Raw genomic sequence first — 16,768 nt, 5'->3', positions numbered from 1 at the left:
TTATACCTGATAAATTCAACAGTCTTGGATCAGTCAAGGCTGGTTTAGTTACGCTGACATATCATCCATAAATCTGATCAAGTGATGTGTCAAGCTAATAAAATGCTTTTGCTAACTGCACATCGATATAATTAACCATTTGTGCAAAGACTTCATCGATTGTTAACAATGAGCTATCAATCACCAAAGCATCTACAGCTGGCCTAAGTGGAGCAACTTTGCGCTCCATATCTCGTTTATCGCGTGCTTGTATATTAGCTAAAATGTCATCTATTTTAGCATCCTCACCCATGCTCTGCAACTGTTTTACGCGACGCTCGGCTCTTGACTCTGCTGATGCTGTTAGATAAATTTTTGCCTGCGCTTCAGGGAATACAACTGTTCCCATATCACGACCATCTGCGATTAAACCAGGCAACTGAGCAAAATCTCTCTGGCGTTGTAACAACGCATCACGTAATTCAGGAATTACGGCAACTCGAGATGCAAATGCACCCACCTCTTCGGTACGAATAACCTGTGATACGTCTTCATGATCTAACAAAACCCGAATACCTTGCTCTGTTGCTACAAATTCAATCTGTAGATTACGAGCAATCTCAACACACTCGGTTAAATTATCTTGCAAAACTTCAAGTAATTTTCTTTTTTCCAATGACAAGCCAAGCAACCGATATAGCGCCCCAGAATCCAACAGGTGATAATGATAGTGTTGCGCGATTTTGGTTGCCAAAGTTCCTTTACCAGAACCACTTGGCCCATCAATCGTAATTACATGAATATTCATAAATCATCCAAATATAAATTTAATATTTAGGTTTAGTAAGCTAGCTAGTCTGCATTTTGCATGCAATAAATTCAATCATCTTTTCTTATTTTAAAAAGAAACGTCATACATTTTATTATTAGGCTTCTTTGATCATGATTTGCAGCTATTTTGAGTTTATTATTCACAGAAAATAATACCTAAAAACACCTATTATCCGCTAATCAAGGTCTAGCCAGAACATTTCTGGCTAGACCTTTGAATTGAATATTTTAATTCCCTGCGTCTGTTGGGCGCATTCTTAAAACTTTATTCGCTTTATTTAATTCCATATTTAAAGCGATATTGCGAGGTGGGATTGGAGATAAAAACCATTTTTTATAGAGCTGATCCATTTTTCCTGAACGCCACAGCCCCACAATCACCTTATCTGCTATAGCTTTCATTTTCACATCATGATTTGGCAACATGATCGCATATGGGTCAACTGATAATGCCGTACCTACAATTTTATAGTCGCGTGGATGCCCTGAAGTTGCAATTAAACCCGCAAGCGTTGAATCAGCACCAACAAAAGCATCTGCTTTGCCTGCTGCAAGCAATGCAAATGACTCTCCATGATCACGACCATAAATTTTATGAATCGTTAAATCGTGACCGCGAACGGTTCTATTTAGGTATTTGTCAGCAATCACACCTGCAGTTGTTACTACAGTCTTATTATCTAAATCATCAAACTCTCTTACATGTGAAGTGCTTTTCACAGCCATGCGAATTTCAGCCATATAATAGTTCGTTGAAAATTTAACTTCACGATCGCGAATCACTGAATGGGTTGATGTTCCACATTCCATGTCAATTTGCCCAGATCTTAGCATTGGGATACGTTCAGTTGGAGAAACTGCTTTATACACCACATGTAAATTTGGCATGTGTAATTCTTTTTTAATTTCTGATGCAACATCATTACAAATATCAATTGCATAACCTACTGGGTGTCCATTGACCACATAAGAAATAGGCTGCGAGGATACACGGTGCCCAATAACCAACGTACCTGTTTTTTGAATTTTGGCCAATGTATCCACTGCAAAAGCAGATGTTGCTGACATAGATAATGCACAAACCATGCTAGATGCACAAATTTTTCTAAGACCTGATTTCATACTTTCCCTTTATGATCATATCAATATTTATTGTTTTCCCAATATTATTGATATTCACATCTCAATATAATTTATGAACGCACAAATATAGGTCATTTTATATAAATTATCAGTAAAACAATAAATTACATGATCAAAATTAGAACATAAAAAATATTTTAAATCTAAATAATACATTTTATTGTTTTTTTTCAGCTCTACGCTTTTTAAAAAAAGTACTTAATAGTGCACTTGCTTCTTGCTGTAAACAACCATCTTGATACTCAAAAACATGGTTATAGTAGCCATTATTTTTTAATAGTTGACGCGCACTCAACAAAGAACCTGCTTTAGGTTCATACGTTGCAAAAATAACTTTATGAATACGGGCATGAATCAATGCACCAACACACATCGTACAGGGCTCTAAAGTTACATAAAGCACAGCATCGTCAGGAAGGCGGTAATTTTGAATACGGGCACAAGCATCACGTAATGCAACGATTTCGGCATGTGCTGTAGGGTCTTGCAAAGTAATTGGCGCATTATAACCTACGCCAATGACTTGATTTTGACTGACAATCACAGCACCGACAGGGATTTCACCCTGCATTTCTGCAAAGCTTGCCTGCTCTAGTGCCAACCGCATCCATTTTTCATCATCAGAAGAAAAATGGTGCTGAGTCAATACATTAAATGACATGGTATTGTTTTAAAATCGCATTCCAACTTTCAATCGTTGTGATTGGAGGACATGCTCCCAAAATCCCTTTAAGGCTGAGTTCTTCATACTTTTGCCACTCTGGAGACAAGTCTTTATCAACCAGACGGGCACGTACACCCTCAATGAAATCTGGATGGCGAATCTTCCAGTTTGAAATCTGTACTTCAAGATCAAACACTTCGTTCCATGAATGTACGTTACGCCCCCACTGCCATAATAACCAAGTCAGTGCAGCAGTTACAGGCGAACCTTTTTGTAAGTTTTCACTGGCTTGGCGCAACCAGTCACTTCGCGCATCACTCAAACCAATAATTGCTTCATAATCATATTCAAAATGAACACCACGGCAAACACTATGCAGCACATCAAGAGAGTTTTGCAAAGGCCCTGCACCAACTGGTCGATGCAAACTGTTGAGTGTGTCATCAATTGCGCGGAAATCCCCAGCAGGATAATGCGCCCAATCAATATCGATCACTTTTTTCAAAACAACATCGCGCTGTGCATCACAAATATGAGTTGCCCAGCCAATCGCGTAAGCACCAGCTGAGGTCATGATTGAGCCTGTTAAACCAGTAAACAGTCCAACCGCTCCTCGGTCTGCCAAGAAACGGGTACCGCCCACATCTGGATATAAACCGATATTAATTTCAGGCATAGCCAAACGGGAATATGGCGTAACCAAACGGAATGGCGCAGCCATAAACAGACCAAGTCCACCGCCCATCACATACCCTTCACCCCATACTACGATTGGTTTGGCATAGTTATGTAATAACAAATCCAAGGCATATTCTTGTTTGAAAAACTCTGTTGCTGTATCTGCATCGTTTTCAAGTACTAACTGGCGTAACTTGCGAACATCGCCACCCGCACAAAATGCTTTAGGTGTGGTGGAATCCAGCCAAATTGCTTTAACCGTATCATCCTGATGAAAATCTTCAAAGACATCTTTTAATGCTTTAACTATGGATAAATCCAAAGCATGTAGAGATTTTGGTCGGTTTAAACGTACAATACGCCAGCCATTTTCTGCTTGTTCAACAATAAGGTCTGGATGATACTGCTGAGTATTAGAAGGTTGTGTCATGCGTCCAGCTGCCAGTTTATTGGCTCAATGCCATTTAGTTTCAGATAATTATTGGTCTTAGAAAACACTTTGCAGCCAAAAAAACCACCACGATTTGCCGCGAGTGGTGATGGATGAGCGGCTGTAAGTACCAAGTGTTTTTCTCGATTAATTCGTTGTCCCTTACGCTGTGCGTATGCACCCCAAAGAATGAAAACAACATGTTCACGTTGCTCATTTAACACATCTATCACATGGTCAGTAAATTCTTCCCATCCTTGACGCTGATGCGATGTTGGTTGCCCTGCTTCTACAGTCAATACACTGTTCAGCAATAGCACCCCTTGTTTTGCCCATTGGCTTAAATCACCATGATGGGGTATTTTTATACCAAGGTCAGCGTGAAGCTCATGGAAAATATTACGTAAAGATGGCGGTAATGCAACCCCTTTTTGTACAGAAAAGCTCAGACCATGTGCCTGATTAGGGCCATGGTAAGGGTCTTGCCCTAAGATAACCACTTTAACCTGATCTAAAGGTGTCGTATTCAGTGCATTAAAAATAAGTGGGTTTGGTGGATAAATCGTTTTATCAGCCTGCTTCTGTATCATCAAAAACTGACGTAAATCATCCATTTTTGCGCTGAGCAGAAAATCTTGCAGTGCATATTTCCACGAAGCTTCCAATTGTACTTTATCTAACTTTTGCTGCTGTTGTTCCGTTAATGACATGTAAAAACCAATATCCCATTTAGTTTCAAGAAATTTGCACCTGTAATTCAACTTTAGGATTCAGAAAAGCTTCTCCCTGCTTTAATTTACGATACATTTCGAGATCTGACCATTCTGCCTGAACCTGCTCAGAAAATTCAATTTCTTCAAGAGCCAACACACCCATTTGTGTATTTTCAATGTCTTCCAAGAAACTCTGTGCATATCCTGTGTCAGTTTCATGCACAATCACTGAATACACTTCAACATCACCTTCCCCATTTTGGGTTTGGGTTGATTTTAGAACCTGTTGAGCTAAATAGAAAAAAATCCGAGAGAACTGTTCTGCAGAAGGCGAAACGGGCAAGCTGATCCAGCGGGCACTAAAAGTTTGACACGCCTGAATATATTCAGCACTGTCCTGATTCCAGAAACAGATCGCATGATCGAAACTATCGAATAATTCTTTGATCACGCCTTTAAGCAAGCCAAAGTCATAGACCATTTGCCCATGATCCAGCTTCGATGCTTTAAGCAACAGCTCGACTTTGTAACTATGACCATGAATTGAGCGTTTGCAACGATCTGAGGTACAGTTTCTTACAATATGAGCATTCTCAAACTTAAATAACTTACGAATTAACATGAGGCTAATGAATAACTATGAATCTTGAGTAGGACATTCGATTATAGAACAAAAGTCGATTTTTGCGGAATAATTTTCATGTCAAGTTGCATTTTACTCACAAATCAGTCTTGAGCATGTGACATATGCATTTTTGGTAGTGCCAATGCTTGCTCAATATAGGCAACACGCAAACTGTCACGCGAACCCAAATAGCGCTGATAAAAACTAGAATTGAGCAACATCGCTGCGCCATGGGTCAACGACCAAATGCCAGCCAGATAATCACGCACACTCATTTGACTTTGAATAGATTGCAAATAATCTTCAGTAATCTCAATAATAATCCGCAAACGCTGGCGACGAATCTGATATAACTGGCTAAACAATTGCTGTATACGCGTCCCAGTCATAGATAATTTTTCTTCCACACTATGAAATAAAACAGTACGCTCGGAATAATGTAAATGATGCAACATAAAAAATGCCAGATGCTCAGCAAAATTCTTATTGGCATCTTGCAACATTTCCAGCAACATCTGTTCATTGCGAATAATCAGCAACATGTAAAGTTCATCTTTACTTTGAAAGTGCTTATAAAGTGTACCTTTTGCCAGATCCAACTCCGCAGCCAGAGCATCTAGCGTCATCCCTGCTTCGCCATTTTCTAATAATAATTGTTCAGCAACTTGAAATATTAATTGTTCCCTTGCTCGAAACTGTGCTTGACGATCCGTCTTCATTTACTACATTTTCCAATAATTACATTATTTTAAGTTAAGAAGGTTTTCAAAATTCTGGCTAGTAATTTGGCCAATTTCTTCTACAGTCAAACCATAAACCTGCGCAAGCGCTTGAGCAACAAACGGTACATATTTAGGTTCATTGGTTTTTCCACGATAAGGGACAGGAGCCAAATAAGGGCTATCTGTTTCAATCAATAAACGATCTAAAGGAACATGCTTGGCAACATCCCGCAACTCTTGCGCATTTTTAAATGAAACAATCCCTGAGAACGAAATGTAATAACCACAATCAAGCACTGCTTTAGCTGTTTCCATATCTTCAGTAAAGCAGTGCAAAATACCATGTGTTGATTGCTCAGCACGAATCATATCTATTGTGTCCTGTTTCGCAGAGCGTGTATGCACAACAACAGGTTTTCTTACCTGTTTTGATGCCTCGATATGTCGAGCAAAGCAGGCTTTTTGCTCTGCAACATACTCTGTACTATGGTAATAATCCAAGCCTGTTTCGCCGAGCGCCCACACATTAGGATCTTGTGCCAATTCAACCAGACGCTCTACAGTGGCGCTTTGCATCACATCAATATCTTCACAAGGATGAACGCCTACACTATAGCCAACATCAGCATGTCGGTGTGCAATCTCAGATAAAGCCACATAATCTTCTAGTGCTACCGATATTCCCATGAATTTTGTGACACCAGCATCGCGCGCTGCCTGTAAAGCTTGATCCAGATCACCTGCGTATGGACTTAAATCCAGCATAGTGAGATGGCAGTGAGTATCGGTAAACACTAGAACTCCAGTTTTAAATCGTATAACTAAGGTGATTGAGTGACAAACTTCCTGCAAGCAGCTTTTCTGCTTCAGCCTTGTAGTAAGCACCTTTATCATTTGTAAGTTGAATCGCAAATCCCTGAGGTTTGGCAACTGACTGTTTGTAGTTAATCCAAATAACTTTACCTGTTAGAGGAATTTTCTGACTTTGGTCTGGCAAAGTTGCCAAAACAAAAACTTCCTGCCCAAGTCGCACAGGTTGCTGCGAAGAAATAAATAAACCACCACCATTTACAAATGGCATATAGCTCGCTTGTAACGTAGCACGATCAGTAATATTGGCTTGGATAATTCCGCCCATACGAGGTTGTAGCATTATTCTTCCTCTTCTATTGATTGCGGTTAGCATTCATCAAAAGTACAAACATTTGATCTATCACCAGATTAGTTTGCACATTCTGTTGAATCATTATTTTACTCTGTTGTAGCTCTGCATAAATGTCAAACAATGCTTCTAGAGAATAAAAATCACACAATTGCGTAAAATCTAAATCTATATTTTTTACAGATTGTTTCAGTTTGACACAAATTAGATCGGACAACAAATATTCAAGTAAATGTTGTAACTCAGCAAAATTGAGTTCCTTTGCCCATTTTGTTGCATAGCGGATTGGCGAACTCTTTTGTTGTACCAAATTCAACCAGTCTTGCATAAATTCCTGACGTCGACTTATCCATGCTTGTTCCAACAGATTGATCGCCTGTAAAGGCATACCATTGGCCAAATTCAGATACAGTTGAATCTGCTGAACATTTAAGCTTGTCAATTGTTGCTGCAAGTAATCTGTTGCTTGATCGAGTTCAATACGGTCTAGCGGGTAACGTTGTAATCGACTACGGATCGTTGCTGGTAATTTCAAAAAATGCTCAGCTACCAGAATGATCACAACTCGCTCACCAGGCTCTTCGAGTGTTTTAAGCAAGGCATTCGCAGATGCAATATTCAATGCTTCTGCAGGTTGAATAACGATCACCCGCCAACCATCTACCGTTTGTTGCACAAAAGGGAGTAGCTCTCGAATTTTTTCAATCTTGATTTGGGCATTGGCTTTTTTATTATCTTCGTCTGTGCTAATCGATACATAATTTGGATGAGTATCTGACTTCAACCACTGACAACTACCACACTGCCCACAAGCCCCGTGGGTCTGTTTATTTAAACACAATAACCAAGCCACAAAATGCTCTACAAAAGCATCCTTACCACAGCCCTGCTTACCATAGAACAATAAACCATGCCCAATATCTGGAAAGCGTTGGGTCAGCATTTTCCAGACTGGTTGCTGCCACGGATAAATCATGCTATTGGCAGACTCTGGTCGGGTATCAATATCCTGAATCATTGAAATACAGAAACATCCAAAGCATTTAAACGGTCTAAGTCTTCCTGAGTATCTACACCTGGTGGTAGGTTAGCTTGTGCAACTGCAATCGCAATACGTCGGCCATTTTCCAATACACGCAATTGCTCAAGGCTTTCTAAACGCTCAAGCTGACCCATTTCCCATGTAACATATTCTTGTAATAATGCAACGCGATAGGCATATAAGCCCAAATGGCGGTAAGCCACATTATGTAAATGCTCTGACTGATGTTTAACGGCATCACGATCATAAGGAATCGTTGCACGACTAAAATACAGCGCTTCGTGATATTTAGACATAACCACCTTAACAATACTGTCACGGCGAAATTCATCTAATGTATGAATTGGCTCACACAGCGTCGACATTGAGCACTGTGGCTGATCAACCAATAATTGTGCAACCTGCTGTACCAGTTGTGCAGGAAGCAAAGGTTCATCACCCTGCACATTGACAATAATGTCTTGAGCATCCCAACCTTTAATTTTTGCGACTTCACTTAAGCGATCAGTGCCTGATGGGTGATCTGCAGATGTAATGACAACATCAACACCTTCAGCACGACAAACTTCTACAATCCGTTCATCATCGGTCGCGACACACAGGTCATCAAAACCTTGTACTTTTTTTGCCTGATCTACGACACGTAAAATCATTGGGCGACCATGAATTTCTAATAGTGGCTTACCTGGCAAACGCGAACTGGCGTAACGAGCAGGAATAACAATATGCTTCATAATCAAACTCTTGCAATATGAATATTAAGTTGCTGTAATTGATGTTCTAGCGTGGTATAACATGCAGTAGACAGCACTGCCTCTACAGGTAATACCCAAATTTCTCGCTGTAACTGTGCCGCGTGTTGCTGTAACAATTTCTTTATTTTCACTGCATCTTTTTCAGTCGTGATGATGGGTGCAGCATCTTCAAACTGTAAATCACTGAGTTCATACACATAATGATCAGCAAATTCATGTGCTTGAATATTAATCACCCCAATACTGTCTAAACTGTCATAAAAACGCTTTGGATAACCGATACCAACAACGACATGAAATTTTTGCTTTAAATCAAGTGCAGTTAAATCATCTGAATTTGTATTCAGTAAATAAGGCCGTCCAACTTGTAAATGCATATGCATTTTAGAAGTTGGCTGAGCTGAATGTTCAATCACTGTACCCTGTTGTAAACGCGATACTGGCTCACGTAAAAAACCTTCTGGTAACAGTTTTTGATTACCCAATCCGCGATTATTGTCTAAAACAATCCATTCTAACTGACGTGCCAAAGCCCAGTGTTGTAGACCATCATCACTAATAATTAAATCAAGTTGATGATGTTTTAACAGTAATTCTATTGCTTGCTGGCGATTTGAGCCCACCGCCATTGGCACATGTGTGTTTTGTACGATCAGGCATGGCTCATCCCCCACAACATCGGCTGGAGAATCTGGCAGAACCAATGCCGGGAAAGGCCCAGCACCACCATAACCTCGACTGATTACCCCAACTCGTACATGGTGCTGCTGTAAATATTTAACCAGTTGAATGAGTAGCGGCGTTTTTCCACTTCCACCCACTGTAATATTTCCAATCACCATAACAGGTACAGGAGCTTGATAAACTTTTTTTAAGCCAGAGTGATACAATTGTTTATTCAACTGAAAACCAAAGCCATATAAACAGGATAATGGACGTAATAGCACCAACCATTGAGATTGCTTATTCCAAGCTTCCTGAATGCGCTGTGCTAAACCCATCAATTAATCCTCGAAGTTACGCTGATGCAACTGAAAATATGCACCATGCTTCGCAAGAAGTTCTGTATGTGTACCTTGTTCCAGAATACGACCTTGATCCATCACCACAATAATATCTGCATTTTCAATCGTCGATAACCGATGGGCAATCACAATTGTGGTACGTTGCTGCATGGCTTGTTCAAAAGCTTTTTGAATAAAATATTCTGACTCGTTATCCAGCGCACTGGTCGCTTCATCAAGAACTAGAATAGGTGCATTTTTCAAAATGGCGCGGGCAATCGCAATACGCTGACGCTGACCACCTGACAAAGTTAAACCTTGTGCGCCCAAGACCGTATCATAGCCTTGTGGTAATTGCATGATAAAATCATGTGCATAAGCTGCTTTAGCAGCTGCAATTACTTGCTCATCACTGGCATTTTGCAACTGACCATAGGCAATATTGTCACGAACACTACGATCAAACAGTACCACTTGCTGATTCACCATCGCAATCTGGCTACGCAAACAATCTAATTCAATATCTTCAATTTTCAAATCATCCAACAGGATGTTACCCGATTGGATCTGCTGAAAACGGACTAATAGATTCACCAGTGAGGTTTTACCTGCACCCGAACGCCCCACCAATGCAACCGTCTGGCCTGCCTTAATTTGTAGGTTAAAATCATGGATTGCATGCGAACCATCAGGATAAACCAAATTAACCTGCTCAAAGCGGAGATTGCCTTTAAGCTGCGGTTTCTGGGTTCCTGTATTTTCCTCTTCTTGCATATCCAGCAAATCAAATACCGAATATGCTGCGGCTAAACCACGCTGCAATTTTTCATTGACTGTGGTTAAGTTTTTAATTGGTTTACTGAGCATACCTGCCGCGGTAATAAATGCTACAAACTGCGCAGATGATGTATCACCCAAAATTTCGGGACGCAGTGCAATCCACATAATAATTGCCATCGCAATCGACATGATCAATTGCACAATCGGTGTATTTAACACATTGACAATATGAAGTTTTAAACCACGTTTCAAGTTATCACTTGAGCGATCATATAAACGCTGTTCTTCTAATTCTTGCGCACAAAACCCTTTTACTACAGTCTGTCCCAAAATCGACTCTTGCACCACATGGTTGACATCCCCCATGGTATTTTGCACTTGAGTCGAAAGTTTGCGCATACGTTTTGCTGCCTTACGCACCACAAAACCAATAATTGGTGCAAACACCAAAATAACCAGAGAAAGCCTCCAGTTTTGATAAAACAGATAACCCAGAAGTCCTATTGTTGTCAGACCTTCTTTAAGTAAAATTTGTACAGATTCAGATGAAGCGGCAGTCACCTGCTCAATGTTATACAGAATTTTAGACGTAATATGTCCACTTGAATTCTTCAAATAGTAGTTTGGAGACAAGCGCAATAACTTGCCGAAAACTTGCTGACGAATACGAAAAATCAGGTGTCTAGAAATCACTGCCGAATAGTAATCTCCCAGAACAGAACCGATACCTCGTACAAAAATCAGCAAAACCACTAAAAATGGAAAAATTGAGGTCTGATGTGTATTTTGCGTCTGAATTGCATTGATTACAAATTCAAGGAGCTTAGCAATTGAAACTTCCGTGCTTGCACTCAAAGCAAAACCGATTAAAACCAGTAAGGCATATCCCCCATAGGGTTTTAGATAAGCCAGCAGACGAAAATAAACTTTAATGTCTTGATTCACTCATAACCTCGAGTAGGTGCTTTGGTACTAATATTGATATTGACGAAACCCAGTTGTCCCGCAACATCCATTACACGAACAACATCCTGATGTGTTGCTTTGGCATCGGCTGCGATCACAAACATTAAATCGTGTCGTCCATCAGCAGCCTGTTTCACTGCAGTAGACAAATCAGCAGTATCGTGGCTGGCAAGTGCCTGCCCATTTACCGAATAATGTCCGCCAGAGTCTACCATGACTTCAATTTTGTGATCGTATTGTTTGGGTGGAACCCCCTGCGCATCAGGTAAAGTTAAATTAATACGGCTTTGCTGATAAAATGTTGTCGACAATAACAAAAACACCAAGATGAACAACAAACAGTCAATCATCGGTGTTAAGTTGATGTGGATTTCTTCAACGCGCGAAGCTCTTCTGAATTTCATGCAACATCCTTTGCTCTATCTTGGTCATACGCTGGCTGTTGACGTTGATAAAATAATTTTGCATGAAACAAAGTTGCTTGTTGTTCTAGCTCAGCAACATATTCTTGTACCAGACGCTGAAAATAACGATAAGCGATCAAGGCAGGAATTGCCACAACCATCCCCATGGCAGTCGCAATCAGGGCTTTGGAAATCCCGGGAATCATTAAGGTTGGACTGACATTTGAGCCGACATCGATCACCAAGAATGATTCAATAATCCCAATCACTGTACCAAGCAACCCAAGTAAAGGAGAAACTGCACTCATTGTCCCAAGGAAATTAATATTTTTTTCTAAATAATGAATTTCCTGAGAAGCTGCTGCTTCCATCTGCGCACGTGCAAACTGATCCGTTTCATGCTTGGCACTCAAACCCGCAAACAGTACCTGTCCCAATGCAGACTCAGTCAGCTTAGAGTTTTGCTGCAACAATTGAGCAATTTGCTGAACTTCAGTTTGTGCAGTCACTGTTAGGTCTTTTGGAATCACAGAAGCGTGGCGTAAACGAATAAAACGCTCAATACTAATGGCAACTGTAAAAACAGAGCATAGTAAAAGTGGCAACATAAGCCAACCACCCGCCTTAAAGAGTTCCCACATATCTACCCCAAAAATCTTAGTTAGTTGTCAGACAGATGTTCAAAATACCATCTAGCTCATCTAGTGAATGATAATGAATCACCAGCTTACCTTTACCTTGCTGATTATGATCAATTTGTACATTTGCATTAAACCGCTCAGATAATTTCTGAGTCAATTGCTCAAGATCAGGAGATGGCACCGGCTTCACTTTTTCATTTTTTGGTGTATTAAATTCACGCACCAATTGTTCGGTTTGACGTACCGATAAGCTTTTTTCAATAACAATATCAGCAATGCGTTCTTGATCTTTTGCCTTCAATGTTAAAATCGCACGGGCATGCCCCATGTCTAAAATACCCGTTTGCATCAATTCTTTCACAGGTTCAGCCAATGTCAGTAAACGCAATAAATTACTGATCGTCGTGCGTGCTTTCCCCACAGTATCGGCAATTTCCTGATGGCTTAAACCGAATTCTTCATGAAACCGCTGGAGTGCCATTGCTTGATCAATCGGGTTCAAGTCCTGACGTTGAATGTTTTCAATCAACGCCAAAGCAATCGCAACCTGATCATTCATTTCACGGACAATGGCAGGAATTTCAGTTAAACCTGCTAATTGTGCCGCACGCCAACGACGCTCACCTGCAATAATTTCATACGGATAGCGTTCATCATCTACTGGACGAATCACAATAGGCTGCATCACGCCATGTTTTTCGATTGAAGCTGCAAGCTCTTGTAATGCCTCTTCATTCATAAAACGACGTGGCTGGTATTCACCACGTTTTAATAAATTGACATCAATATTTTTAAATTGCCCATGATCATGCGCTTGTTGTTCAATTTTCAGTTTTTCTTTTTGAATCGAACCGAGCAAAGCATCTAAACCGCGCCCTTTTGCTAATCCGCGTTTTCTTACGCTCATGCTGATTGTCCTTTTTTTACTACTTTAGTTTTTTTAACTAATTCGGTTGCCATTTTCAAATAAGCAACTGCGCCCTTGGAGCTTTTTTCAAAGAATATTACGGGAAGTCCATGTGCTGGTGCTTCAGCTAAGCGTATGTTACGCGGAATAACGGTTTCATAGAGTTTTGAACCAAAATACTGTTCAAGCTCAGCAGAAACATCCCGAGTTAACGCATTACGCGGATCATACATGGTACGCAATACACCAATAACCTGTAGTTGTGGGTTTAATACCTGCTGAATACGATCAATAGTCTGAGTCAAATCAGCCAAGCCTTCCAAAGCATAATATTCACACTGCATTGGAATCAACACACCCTGTACAGCCGCCAAAGCGTTAACAGTAATCAGGCTTAAACTCGGTGCACAGTCAACAATAATAAAGTCAAAAGACTGTTCAACTTGTTGCAGCGCATCACGCAAAATAAACTCACGTTTCTTCTGTTCTGCAATCGCAAGTTCAACCCCTGAAAGATCACGGTTTGCACCCAGCAATTTATAACCCACTTCTGTTTTACTAATTGCTGTCTCAATAGGTACTTCGCCCAGCAAAACATCAGTCACGGTATACAACAAATCATTTTTTTGCACACCCGAACCCATGGTGGCATTTCCTTGTGGATCCATATCCACCAGCAAAACACGCTTTTTCAATACAGCGAGAGAAGCTGCCAAATTTACTGCGGTTGTTGTTTTACCGACCCCACCTTTTTGGTTTGCAATTGCAATAATTTGAGCCATGTTCAATAAAACCCCAATCCTTAATTTTTCTGCAAAATGATTAAATGACGTTGCTCATCTAAACGCGGCACTTTTAATTCAATCACTTGATGGTTAAATTCCTTGGAAAACTCAGCTATTTCCTCATTTGGAATTAAACCTTTCATCGCACAAATATAACTACCTGTATGCATATATGGCTTAGATGCGGCAATAAAATCGGTCAGTGATGCAAAAGCTCGACTGGTAATGACATCAAACTGTCCAAGCTCACGAATACTGTCTTCATCTTCCACACGAGTTTGCACTGCGATGACATTAGGCAATTTCAAATCTGCAATAAACTGTTTTAAGAAGCGGATTTTTTTGCCATTTGAATCGAGCAAAACACACTCACGTTCAGGCTGACATAACGCAATAATCATCCCTGGCATACCACCACCTGTGCCTATGTCCAGCAAACGCCCTGCTGGCAAAGAAGGTAAAATGCTCAAGCTATCTAACAAATGTTTCACCAGCATTTCTTTCGGATCACGAATTGCAGTCAGGTTATAAGCCTTATTCCAAAGCACTAGCGCATCTTGATATTTCAATAATAGATTCAAAGCATTTTCATTTAGGTCAAGCCCTAATGCCTTACTGCCTTGTTTTAATTCCTGAAAAAAAAGATGCATAGCCAAACTCGTCCGTTAAAATTAGGTGAAGTATACTGATTTATCTGCTCAAGCATAGAGCAGAATGCTTAGTGAATACCCATTTAAGCATATTGCCTCTGACGGATTTGTCGATCTAGATCAGATAAACGCTCAGGTGTACCGACATCAACCCATGCCGCTGGCAGTTTTTGTGCCGAAATTCGCCCTTGTAACATCGCCTCTTTTAATAAAGGGGCTAAAGGGCGCTTCCCTTCTGCCAGACCTGCAAACATTTCAGGTGAAATCACAGCAATACCACTATAAGTCAGAGCTTCACCCTGCTGATTTTGCTCAAAAGTATACGCTTTTTGTGCATACAGAACAAAATCTCCTTGCGGATGTTGTACAGGATTATCTACCAGCATCAAATGCGCCAGATTTTGACCTAATTCAACGTGCAATAAGGGCGCAAAATCATAGTTTGTCCAGACATCGCCATTCACTAAAATAAATGGCTGATCCCCCAGTAGCGGTAAAGCGTGAATAATTCCACCCGCCGTTTCCAAGCCCTCACCTTCATTTGACCAGTGAATCTTGACACCAAACTGATCGCCTGTACCTAAAGCTGCAATAAGCTTCTCGGCAAGCCACGCAGTATTGATCACGATGTCGGTTACACCAATTTTTTGTAATTTTTCAATATGCCAGACAATCAAAGGTTTATCGGCAACTTCAAGCAAAGGTTTCGGAGTATGCAAGGTCAATGGACGCATACGATTGCCCAGACCCGCTGCTAAAATCATGGCTTTCATGCAGCAACTTCCTGATATTGACCATATTTTCTAGTAAAGCGCGGCATAATGCGTTGTTGCATAAACGAAATAAAGTCTGCCAACTCAGGGTAAGCCTGACCTTCAGTCAGTACATACCACATCACACGCGGCAAATCTTTTAAATAGCCAGACTTGCCATCACGTTCAAACAAGCGCACAAAGATCCCTAAAATTTTAATGTGACGTTGTAACGCCATAAAATCTGCATCGCGTTTAAATTGTTCAAAACTACGGTTCTGCTTCGCAGCTTCAGGCAACAAAGCATAAAATTGCTCAAACCATTGATATACACGCTCAGGCTGCCATTGCACATAAGCATCTCGAGTAATCGAAATCAGGTCATAAGTATCCGCACCAATTACGGCATCCTGAAAATCAATCACACCCAAATCAGTTTCACCATCTAACTGCATCAAATTACGGCTATGAAAGTCACGATGCACAATCACTTGTGGCTGAGCCAAAGCCGAATTCGCCAGAAGATCAAACGTATTTTCAACTAAAGTCTGCTCTGCTTCACTTAGTTGAATCTCTAGTGCAGGAAACATCCAGTCGGTTAACAAGCGCATTTCTGTCATCAACTTATGATGAGAATACACTGGCAAGTCTTGCGTACCATCAATCACTTGCAACTGAATCAGTTGTTTAAAACTTTGCAGATAATATTGATCTACCGTGTCTGCATTCAACAAATTCGACAGCAATACGTCACCAAAATCTTCAAGCAATAAAAAGCCAGCATCTAAATCTTTTGCAACAATATGTGGAACACGAACCTGATGCTGATCTAAAAATTCATCAATACGTACAAAAGGAACACAATCTTCTTTTTCAGGTGGTGCATCCATCAACATAAATGATTTATGATCTAAGGTAACGCGTGCATAACGACGGAAGCTTGCATCACCTGTTAAATAACTGATTTCAAATCGATCCGAACGAAGGACAGTGATTAACCATGTTTGTATCAATTGTTCACGTTGAGTATTCATTTGCAAAATAATCTAATACAGGCTGAATTTTTGAAGTCCTAAGTGTAGCCACTTATAGACTTTTTCTCTATGATGCGACAATAATTAATTGCAAAAAAGCA

The 16,768-nt window shown here is 40.4% G+C and carries 20 protein-coding genes; all 20 read right to left on the bottom strand.

Annotation, left to right across the window (positions count from 1 at the left end; all coding sequences use genetic code 11):
- Positions 1-94: 94 nt before the first annotated feature.
- The 20 genes from cmk to ACX1N5_RS11435 all read right to left on the bottom strand — a co-directional run bounded on the left by cmk (position 95) and on the right by ACX1N5_RS11435 (position 16,667).
- Positions 95-787, bottom strand: a complete 693-nt coding sequence (gene cmk, locus ACX1N5_RS11530) for a (d)CMP kinase (RefSeq protein ID WP_131381593.1) — start codon at positions 785-787, stop codon at positions 95-97.
- A 251-nt stretch (positions 788-1,038) separates the two neighbouring features.
- Complete coding sequence (locus tag ACX1N5_RS11525) at positions 1,039-1,932, bottom strand: amino acid ABC transporter substrate-binding protein (RefSeq protein WP_004752592.1); 894 nt, start codon at positions 1,930-1,932, stop codon at positions 1,039-1,041.
- Between the two features lie 178 nt (positions 1,933-2,110).
- On the bottom strand, positions 2,111-2,614 hold the full coding sequence (gene tadA, locus ACX1N5_RS11520) for a tRNA adenosine(34) deaminase TadA (protein WP_131381594.1): 504 nt from the start codon (positions 2,612-2,614) through the stop codon (positions 2,111-2,113).
- Positions 2,604-3,725: an enoyl-CoA hydratase/isomerase family protein gene (locus tag ACX1N5_RS11515; RefSeq protein WP_004752596.1), complete on the bottom strand. Its 1,122-nt coding sequence runs from the start codon at positions 3,723-3,725 to the stop codon at positions 2,604-2,606. Before ACX1N5_RS11515 ends, tadA begins: the two co-directional genes overlap by 11 nt.
- Positions 3,722-4,435 carry a uracil-DNA glycosylase gene (gene ung, locus ACX1N5_RS11510; RefSeq protein WP_004752598.1) on the bottom strand — a complete coding sequence of 238 codons (714 nt, stop codon included), beginning with the start codon at positions 4,433-4,435 and terminating at the stop codon, positions 3,722-3,724. Before ung ends, ACX1N5_RS11515 begins: the two co-directional genes overlap by 4 nt.
- A 25-nt stretch (positions 4,436-4,460) precedes the next feature.
- On the bottom strand, positions 4,461-5,060 hold the full coding sequence (locus ACX1N5_RS11505; protein ID WP_458802364.1) for a 6-pyruvoyl trahydropterin synthase family protein: 600 nt from the start codon (positions 5,058-5,060) through the stop codon (positions 4,461-4,463).
- A gap of 104 nt (positions 5,061-5,164) precedes the next feature.
- Positions 5,165-5,782: a TetR/AcrR family transcriptional regulator gene (locus ACX1N5_RS11500; RefSeq protein WP_131381595.1), complete on the bottom strand. Its 618-nt coding sequence runs from the start codon at positions 5,780-5,782 to the stop codon at positions 5,165-5,167.
- Between the two features lie 24 nt (positions 5,783-5,806).
- Positions 5,807-6,580, bottom strand: a complete 774-nt coding sequence (locus tag ACX1N5_RS11495) for a TatD family hydrolase (protein WP_131381596.1) — start codon at positions 6,578-6,580, stop codon at positions 5,807-5,809.
- 13 nt (positions 6,581-6,593) lie between these two features.
- The gene (locus tag ACX1N5_RS11490; protein ID WP_004901282.1) at positions 6,594-6,938 is read right to left on the bottom strand and encodes a PilZ domain-containing protein; all 345 of its coding nucleotides are present in this window, start codon (positions 6,936-6,938) and stop codon (positions 6,594-6,596) included.
- A 13-nt stretch (positions 6,939-6,951) separates the two neighbouring features.
- Positions 6,952-7,965, bottom strand: coding sequence for a DNA polymerase III subunit delta' (locus tag ACX1N5_RS11485; RefSeq protein ID WP_458802366.1), 1,014 nt, complete (start codon positions 7,963-7,965; stop codon positions 6,952-6,954).
- The gene (kdsB, locus tag ACX1N5_RS11480) at positions 7,962-8,723 is read right to left on the bottom strand and encodes a 3-deoxy-manno-octulosonate cytidylyltransferase (RefSeq protein ID WP_458802368.1); all 762 of its coding nucleotides are present in this window, start codon (positions 8,721-8,723) and stop codon (positions 7,962-7,964) included. The genes ACX1N5_RS11485 and kdsB overlap by 4 nt, the downstream gene beginning before the upstream one ends.
- A 2-nt stretch (positions 8,724-8,725) precedes the next feature.
- Complete coding sequence (lpxK, locus tag ACX1N5_RS11475) at positions 8,726-9,745, bottom strand: tetraacyldisaccharide 4'-kinase (RefSeq protein WP_458802370.1); 1,020 nt, start codon at positions 9,743-9,745, stop codon at positions 8,726-8,728.
- 3 nt (positions 9,746-9,748) lie between these two features.
- Entirely contained in the window at positions 9,749-11,473 is a 1,725-nt protein-coding gene (gene msbA, locus ACX1N5_RS11470) for a lipid A export permease/ATP-binding protein MsbA (protein WP_458802372.1), read from the bottom strand.
- A complete protein-coding gene (locus tag ACX1N5_RS11465) occupies positions 11,470-11,898 on the bottom strand; it encodes an ExbD/TolR family protein (protein WP_004752614.1) in 429 nt (142 codons plus the stop codon). Before ACX1N5_RS11465 ends, msbA begins: the two co-directional genes overlap by 4 nt.
- Entirely contained in the window at positions 11,895-12,539 is a 645-nt protein-coding gene (locus ACX1N5_RS11460; protein ID WP_131381601.1) for a MotA/TolQ/ExbB proton channel family protein, read from the bottom strand. Before ACX1N5_RS11460 ends, ACX1N5_RS11465 begins: the two co-directional genes overlap by 4 nt.
- 16 nt (positions 12,540-12,555) lie before the next feature.
- Positions 12,556-13,446 (bottom strand): ParB/RepB/Spo0J family partition protein, encoded by an 891-nt coding sequence (locus ACX1N5_RS11455; RefSeq protein WP_116726149.1) that lies wholly within the window; start codon positions 13,444-13,446, stop codon positions 12,556-12,558.
- On the bottom strand, positions 13,443-14,228 hold the full coding sequence (locus tag ACX1N5_RS11450; protein WP_004752619.1) for a ParA family protein: 786 nt from the start codon (positions 14,226-14,228) through the stop codon (positions 13,443-13,445). The genes ACX1N5_RS11455 and ACX1N5_RS11450 overlap by 4 nt, the downstream gene beginning before the upstream one ends.
- A 20-nt stretch (positions 14,229-14,248) precedes the next feature.
- Positions 14,249-14,881 carry a 16S rRNA (guanine(527)-N(7))-methyltransferase RsmG gene (rsmG, locus tag ACX1N5_RS11445; RefSeq protein WP_004752622.1) on the bottom strand — a complete coding sequence of 211 codons (633 nt, stop codon included), beginning with the start codon at positions 14,879-14,881 and terminating at the stop codon, positions 14,249-14,251.
- Positions 14,882-14,964: 83 nt separating this feature from the next.
- Complete coding sequence (murU, locus tag ACX1N5_RS11440; protein ID WP_458802376.1) at positions 14,965-15,654, bottom strand: N-acetylmuramate alpha-1-phosphate uridylyltransferase MurU; 690 nt, start codon at positions 15,652-15,654, stop codon at positions 14,965-14,967.
- The gene (locus ACX1N5_RS11435) at positions 15,651-16,667 is read right to left on the bottom strand and encodes an aminoglycoside phosphotransferase family protein (RefSeq protein ID WP_458802378.1); all 1,017 of its coding nucleotides are present in this window, start codon (positions 16,665-16,667) and stop codon (positions 15,651-15,653) included. The genes murU and ACX1N5_RS11435 overlap by 4 nt, the downstream gene beginning before the upstream one ends.
- Between the last annotated feature and the right edge of the window lie 101 nt (positions 16,668-16,768).

The sequence above is a fragment of the Acinetobacter sp. ANC 4636 genome (assembly GCF_054454555.1).
The sequence above is the reverse complement of the archived record's forward strand: the minus strand, read 5'-3'. Positions and strand labels throughout refer to the sequence as shown.